Origin of the sequence: Okeania sp. SIO3I5, assembly GCF_010672085.1 — a bacterium.
Taxonomy (GTDB): domain Bacteria; phylum Cyanobacteriota; class Cyanobacteriia; order Cyanobacteriales; family Microcoleaceae; genus Trichodesmium.
This window is the reverse complement of record NZ_JAAHHT010000327.1, coordinates 1-8,384: the sequence shown is the minus strand read 5'-3', so window position 1 is coordinate 8,384 and position 8,384 is coordinate 1. Positions and strand designations below refer to the sequence as shown.

Sequence of the window (8,384 nt, the reverse complement as noted above, 5' to 3'; positions counted from 1 at the left end):
AATCAACAAAGAGAAGAAAAAAATTCTTTTGAACAAAATCAGCTCTTAATTATTAATTGTTAATTATTAATTATTAATTGTTGAATCTACCTTTTGTTTCCCAAATTTTTCCTAGGTGTTGAGTTAGGGAAATGTGTTTTTTTGGGCCGAATTGATTTGAGTATATCTGAGCACACCTTTCCCATTATGCTTATAGTACCATGTCAAGTTTTTTTTGTAAACTACCTTTTTTCAGTTATTAGTTATTATGTTTGCATAATCCAGCCTTAACGAAGTCAGAAGTCAGAAGTCAGAAGTTGTTTTTGTAACGGGGATTTGAGCAAGGCTCCAAAAACGTTTCGCTGATCGAGGCGTGGTTTTAGACCCAATTATTTTGATAAAAAAAACTTTCTTCCTCTAGCCTTTTTTTCCTCCCGCCTTCTGCCTTACTACTGAATTCCACAAAGTGCAGATTAATCATCCCTACATTCATCCGTGTATCCGTGGCCAAATCCGTGTCTTGCTTTGAGTATATCTGAGCGCACCTTTCCCATTATGCTTATAGTACCATGTCAAGTTTTTTTGTCAACCACCTTACCTTTTTTCAGATATCATGTTTGGATAATCCAGCCATAAAAAAACTTTCTCCCTCTAGTGCAGGATGGCAGAAATAACTGACCAGTTACAAAATCCTAAAAGCCTTACTAACTAATAATGCATGAATTTTGAATTTTGAATTTTGAATTCCGCGTAGCGGCACTAGCCTTTTTTTCCTCCCGCCTTCTGCCTGACTACTGAACTCGACAAAGTGCAGATTAATCATCCCTACATCCATCCGTGTATCCGTGGCCAAATCCGTGTCTTGCCCTGACTTCTCCCCTACTCCCTATTTTCTTGAAAAACCTCTCGAAGTGCTTCATCAAGAGTAGGTTTCATAACAACTCGATTTTCATAAGAAACAATTACTCTTGTTAAAGTTGGCAAACTATTTTGCTCTGCTTCTAAATAAATAGGTTCAACATAAAGCAGAGATTTATTAATAGGAATTACCAATAAATTTCCTTGAATTGCTTTTGAACCTTCACGATTCCAAAGAGAAATCTGCTGTGATATTTCTGGGTTTTGATTAATCAAAGCTTCAACTTGTTCCGGACCATATATTAATCGTTGTTTAGGGAATTGATATAACAGTAACTTCCCATAATTTTCCCCATCCGATCTAGCTGCCAACCAAGCAATTAAATTATTACGACTTGCTGGAGTATAAGGTAAAAGTAAAATAAATTCTTCTGAAGTTTCTGCTGGTAATTTTGTAATCAGATAATAAGGTTCTATTGTTTGTTGTTGATTACCATAAGTCTCAATGGGCACCCGCCACAAATCTTCCCGATTATAAAATACCCTTGGATCATCCATGTGATAAGTTGACAATACTTCAGATTGTACTTGAAATAAATCTAGTGGATAGCGGATATGAGTACGAAGACTCCTTGGCATTTCTTCTAGAGAATTAAACATATCTGGAAATACTTTTTTCCAAGTTATAATAATAGGGTCTTTTGCGTCAGCAACATAGAATTTTACCGAGCCATTGTAAGCATCAATTACAACTTTTACTGAATTACGAATATAATTAAATTCATTATTTTCAGGGTCAGAATAAGGGTAGCGATCGCTTGTAGTATAAGCATCAATAATCCAGTAGAGATAATTAGGACTTGTTTGAGTAATATTGTGGTTATCAAAGTTAGGATTAGCTACTACTAAATAAGGGTCATTATCATAACGTAAAAATGGAGCGACCGCTCGGACTCTAGCATTAATGTTGCGACGATATAAGAGTTTTGTTTCGGGTGTAAATTTATTAGTTAATAACATTCTCCAGTTCTTCAAATATTTAGCAAATATCCATCTTTGCCATCCTTTACCAATAACAATCCCTCCAGTTCCATCATAAGTATTATAGGAGTTTGCTTCTCCACTAGGATAATCTAATTCTCTATCTTTTTCTGCGGTAGAAGTAATGACATTAGTATTAGTAAGTTCTCCATAATAAATTCTCGGTTTACCGATAGGAATGCTGTATCTAATTCTGTCTAATACTTCCAAAGTGCTATTCTTTTCTAGAGTCGGATCTGGTCCTATATTTTTAACAAAATATTCTGGTAATCCACCTTCTCCAACTTGATTAACTGGAGAAAGAGTAAAACCATAACCATGAGTATAGACTAAATGTTCATTTACCCAAGTTTGTGCTGGTTCAGGTACAGATTCATAGTTTAGTTCTCTAGCAGCTATAATTACTTGTTGTTTTTTAGTAGGGTTATCTTTTGTTCTTTCTGAAAAATTTTTCAGAAATGTATAACGGTCAATATCAGCATTTATAAATTCATAGTATGGTCGAATTTGTTGTAATTGCCGATTGGTTTGTAAAATTGGTCTTGTATCCCAAAGGCGAATATTATCTATAATTAATTGATTATTGATTAAGTCAGTATAGGTAAGTTTATTGTCTGGCTCAAAAAGTTTTACTTCTAATTTATCTACATCAACATAAGCTGCTTTTGTAAATTTAATACTACGTTTAATATAGGGAATTTCTCGTTCTATCTCATTAGGTTGTACGATTGCCATTTGTACAATTTTTGGTATTAACCAACCAGCGACTACAGCTGTTGTTAAATACCATGTCAAAATTGCTCTTAATGAATAGCTATTAGCAAATAGTTTTGCACTAAATTTTTTATTTCTTTTCCTCTTACGACTTAAACCCAGAAACGACAGACTTGCTTCAATATAAGGCTGAATATTTTTGACTGAAAAAATTGCTTGCCAAAATAGAAAAAATGCAATTAACAGCGCCAAAATAGCTAAAAATAGATAGGCAGGAAATTGAACTTTGACATCAGTATAACCAGCACCATAAATTACACCACGGCGAGAATAAAGTAATTCAAAACAAGCGAGAAAGTAACTAAATGCGATGGTTAATAAAAAACCTCCACTTAAAGCATGGATATGCCGTTGTTGTTGTTGAGAAAATTGATAAAAATTGCCTCTACTTAAACTTTTTCCTGACAATAAATATATAACTGTGCAGGCAGCTAGTCCATATAAAAATAATCCGATTAACCAAAATTCTAATAGTTGCAAAACGGGAAGTTTAAAAATATAAAAGCTGATATCTATCAGAAATAAATCTTCAGTTTTATTAAAAGGAGTAGCATTCAATAGTTGTAATATGTTTCCCCAATGGCTGGAAAGAATAAAGCTAAAAATTAAACTGAGCAATATTGCAAATACACTTAGCCAGAATATAGGATTAATAATTACAACAAGAAATAACAAAATAAATAATCCTAATAACCACCAGCTAGAAGGTATTTGACTAAGTATTTTCCAAATTGATTCTATGTTAAATTCTAAAGGAATTTGTGGTGATACCTTAGCAACTGTGAAATCAGGATGCCAGTAATTAGTAAATACCTCAATATAATGAGTTAAAATTAATCCTACTAAGAGAATTAATCCTAATATAAAACATAACAACCAGCCTAGCCCTAGTGACGGTTCAATACTCAATTTACTTGACGGCATAGTAACTGGAGGAATAAGCATTATTTCTTCAGATGCTTGAGCTATCCGAACTTGCTTTTTTGGATATTTAAAAATACTTGCTAATCTCAAATTTCCTAAAAAAAAGCCTGCTGTAACTAAAAAACTAATTATCCAAATTAAAGTTTCTGTTTGCAATTTAGTTATTAATACAGATAAATAATTTAGTTCTTGAAACCATAAAAATTCAGCTAATATATTAGTGAAAAAGTCAAATATTACCCACAGAGCAAATAAACTACCAAATATTATTAATATATGTATTGATTTGAGTTTTCCTAATGCCTTTATCAACCTAACTTTAAATTTATAAATAATATTTATTTTCATTTATTTTGATTATAGATTAGTTGATTTTTTGAAGTTTTTGCCATAGCAATTTCTAAAAAGTGTGAGGTACGCGCATTTGTTAGTTTTAGCTCGGAGGTAGGGAATAAAAATCAGAAAAAAAACTCTACCTCACTAACTTGAGAAACGCTATATATTTTTTTCTCATATCCTCAAAATTCCCATTCAAAAATTGGATTTTATGATTTTAAATTTTATCTTCGTTATATAAAACCTCCTTTAATTAGTTAGAAAAAATCTCTCCTTACAACTAGAGTAATAAGAAGAAGGAATAAGGAACAGATCATTTCAGTTATCAGTTATCAGTTATCAGTTATCAGTTATCAGTACCTCTGGCTGTTTGCGCAGCATGACCTAGGAAACCCAGAGGCTTGAAATAAGGAATATTCTCTTTTCTCTTGGTCGATTGGATATGGTTAGGTCACCTATCCATCCCATCCTACGGACTGCTCCGCAAACGACCGCTTTTTTATCCCCTATCCAAGGGGAAGCTTTAGACCTCTTTTTTTGGTAAAAGAGATTTGTAGCAAAGATTTATCAAACTGATATAATACTTCAGTTATTAAGTAATTAACACGCGCATTTGAAAATTTTTTGCTAATAATTAACATTAACTTGCTAATTATTCTTCTGTTTACTTCTCGTATGAACGTTGCATACAATATCCATACTTACTACCCAACTCAATAAAATGTAGACAAATTTTTTATAAATGGTATTAACTCTACTAACTTTGAAGGCATTTTCGCTATTAAAAATATCAAAGGTACTGCTAAAAATAGTTTCTACCAAAATATGATTACTTCTAATTTTTTCTACGCAATTTACCTGCAAGTTTAAGTTGTTATTTCCTAAGCTTCAGTATGTATTAATATTCAAGAGAAAATTATATTAATTAGTAATTATGTAAGCATTCAGCGGTCAGCTATTAGCTATTAGCTTCATTACTTTTTTTTTAGGAAAAAGCAGTTGAGAGGTTTTAAAGAATTAAAAGTATGGATAAAAGTCTATCAGCTAACCTTAATAGTCTAGTCTATCGAGCTACATTGTTTATTTTTATTGCTGAGAGCTGACTGCTAATAGCTGAATGCTTACATAATTATATCACCAACATAAAGAATAACCTAATTTCTAAGTTTTTCTTTTGCTCGATCAACTGTAGGCTTAATAATATCAAAAAAATTAAAATTTGATAAGTCAATATTGGTATGACCTAAAATATCTATGAAATGCTTTGTTAATGCAGAAAAATTTTTCCAGTACAGATATATTAATATTAAAAAATAGCACGAAATATTTCTTCACTATCTATCAAGAATTCTTCAATTATCACATATAGAGTAATATAGGTATCTGATACCAATTACCATGCGTTAAGTAGAACGGTGCAAAAAAAACAGAAGTATATAATGAAAAGTAAATTCACCTAAAACTCTCTTCCCTTCAGCCTTATGCTGCTCTAGATAACTAAAGCTGCTCTGCCTCCTGCCTTTTTATAAGGATAATTTTCAACACCGACCTACTTAATAGTAACTTAGGTGGCACTTAAATTATTAAGTAATTAGCACACCATAAGTGTGTTGATTATTCATATTTTTACTACTTCTCCACTCCCCTACTTCCCTACTTCCCTACTCCTCTGTTCAAGAAAGTTTAGAAAAGTTTTTGATAAATGGTACAACAAGGGTGGAATTAAGTTTTTTTTACCGAGAAAATAAAGTTTAAAGCCTCTCCTTTCAAGGGGAAAAAAATCAAAAAAATCCTTTTAACCAATCCTTCTATTACAGAAGAGGTAATTATTAATTATTGAATTGCTACCTAATTAAGAATCTTTCAAGGAAAAATTCTCTGTTATAACCTCTGATTTAAGGGTATAAATTTCAATTTTTCACTGGTAACTTAACAGTAAATACACTACCTTCTCCTAACTTTGAATAAACCTGAATATTTCCTGCCATTCCTTCTACTAAAGTTTTCACAATAGACAAACCCAAACCAGCTCCATTACCAGCACGATTTCTGGCTTCATCTCCTCGGTAAAAACGTTCAAAAATCTTACCTTGCTGCGACAAAGGAATACCTTGACCTCGATCGCAAACCTGAATTATTGCTTCATCATTTTGTCGATATAAATTTAATACCACAGCAGAATCTTTCTCAGAATATTTAACAGCATTATCAATTAAATTTAATAATACCTGTTTCAAACGATTACGATCTACTGTAACTTCAATTAACGATAAACTTCCAGATTTAGAAATATAGTTTTGCTTTACTTGAGGAATATTTTTTAATTTTAAACTTAAGCCACTACCAAGATTATTATCATCTAAATTCATCTCAGAAGATGTCTGATTAGACTTATCAATATTGCTAAAAAACAAATCATTTTTTTCTTCTAAAACTAGATTTTGACTCTCACTAAATATTGCTTCTAAATTAACAATATTATTTCCATTCCCCAACTTCAAAATAATTTCTCGTCCGCTACATTGCTTTGCCATTTCTACTATTTCTGCCACAAAATCATTCAGCATCAGTGGTTCTAAATGAAAATGTATTTGACCATTATCAGCTCTAGCTAACTCCAATAAATCTTTTAACAACTCAATCGTACGTTGTGCTTCCCCAGAAGCTAATAACATTGCTTCTTTCTGAGTCTCTGTTAAATTATCGTCTCTTCTAAGAATACATTGGAGATACCCAGAAACAATAGTTAAAGGAGTTCTTAATTCATGGGAAACATTACTCACAAACTGCCTTTGATGTTCCCAAGAATCAGACAACCTACGCAACATCATATCCAAAGTTTTTGCCAACTCTTTCACTTCACTAGGGGCAGCTTTCAAAGAAACTGTTGCTTGATCTAGACGTTCAGCATTAACATTATCAGCAAATTGACCAATTTGGCGTAGAGGGATGAGGGAACGTTGTATATAAATAGTTATACCAACTGTCATAATAATTATTGCCAAGATACTAGCAACACTCAAACTCATCACCATTATCACCAACATATTTTGATCGCGGGTAACATCTAAACCAACATAAAGTTTACCGATAGTCACGCCATTAACTATTAACGGACCACCACATAAAACAAAATCCCGTCCATTAATCGGATATATTAAAGATTCGAGTGGCATATCAGCTAGAGATTTTAAAATAAAGTGGTCGGTATCATTCCGCAAATTTGCTGATTCAGCCAAAATGTCTCCATCCTGACTCTTGACCCAAATAAATATATTGGCCCTTGTTAAGTTATCAATGGCCTTTTGTAAGGCATTATTGGCATACCACATTTTTCCATACATTTCAACATCTTTGGGAAAACGTTCAGCTATCTGCTCAATGTTATGCTTATGACTAACTACCAATAATTGCTGCATCTTCCAACTTGTCCACAAAGCTACACTGCCTAATCCTAATACTGAAAATAATGCAATACCTACTGTGAGACGTGTTTGTAAAGAAGATGTATCTAATTTCCATTGTCCTAATTTCATGTTATTGGACCATTTCACTAGAAACTTCATTTGACTTTATTATTGATACAAAATATTTGAACTACAATTGTCATTAACTTAGCTATAGATCCTGAGAAAACCCTGATAATTATCTAGAGATGTTCATACTTTCTGTTGTTTGAAATTGCTAGGCTTTCATTAATGGATAATTGATAATGGATAATTGATAATGGATAATTAATAATTACCTCTCTCTTTTAGTGAGAGGATTGACGCGGTAGGGAAAAAATTTATTTCTCGCGCTTGTGATTGGATATGCCTAGGTTTATTAAGCATCCTACCCGATGGGAAACTTTCCTTACGGAATGCTATTGCAAGCGTTAAAGACCGCTTTTTCCCCTTTCAAAGGGAGACTTTAAAACTGAATTATTTAATTATTAATTATTCAGTAATTAGGAAACTATTTGATGCAAGGAAAATTTCCATAGACAATTATGCCTAGTGCAGGATGGCAGAAATAACTGACCAGTTACATGCTTGCCTTAAGACTTACTAACTAAATAATGCATGAATTTTGAATTTTGAATGCATGACTTCCACCTAGCAGAACTAGGGTGATAGCTATCAGAAAAAAGCAAATTCCTAATCCACGGTTTTTGTACTCTAACAAGAGCAACCCGATGAAACTTCGTCAAAAAACATTAATAGTTATTACTACGGCGATCGCTAGTCTTATAGTGGTCTTGTGTACCACAGCATCAATGATGCTGCTTTATGACTTCCAAGATTTGGAGGCAGATTACGTTCGTATAGATGTTGTGAGAGGATTAAATGGACTAGATGAGCAGTTGTCAAATTTAATGCCAAAGCTAGAAAAGAAATTAACTGAAATAAAGGTAATTCAGATTTTGCTCTGAGCAAACTACGACAAAAATCACGACATTTACGCACCTTTTCTGATTGATATGGATCGAG

Annotated in this window: 3 protein-coding genes; 1 reads left to right on the top strand and 2 read right to left on the bottom strand. The window is 32.6% G+C overall.

The window, feature by feature from the left end; all coding sequences use genetic code 11:
• Positions 1-858: 858 nt before the first annotated feature.
• Together F6K40_RS36705 and F6K40_RS36700 are read right to left on the bottom strand one after the other, a co-directional pair.
• The gene (locus F6K40_RS36705; RefSeq protein WP_293144064.1) at positions 859-3,924 is read right to left on the bottom strand and encodes a UPF0182 family protein; all 3,066 of its coding nucleotides are present in this window, start codon (positions 3,922-3,924) and stop codon (positions 859-861) included.
• Between the two features lie 1,898 nt (positions 3,925-5,822).
• The gene (locus tag F6K40_RS36700; RefSeq protein ID WP_293144061.1) at positions 5,823-7,448 is read right to left on the bottom strand and encodes a sensor histidine kinase; all 1,626 of its coding nucleotides are present in this window, start codon (positions 7,446-7,448) and stop codon (positions 5,823-5,825) included.
• A gap of 641 nt (positions 7,449-8,089) precedes the next feature.
• Between F6K40_RS36700 and F6K40_RS36695 the strand changes: the two genes are divergently transcribed.
• Complete coding sequence (locus F6K40_RS36695; protein ID WP_293144067.1) at positions 8,090-8,326, top strand: hypothetical protein; 237 nt, start codon at positions 8,090-8,092, stop codon at positions 8,324-8,326.
• Positions 8,327-8,384 lie beyond the last annotated feature (58 nt).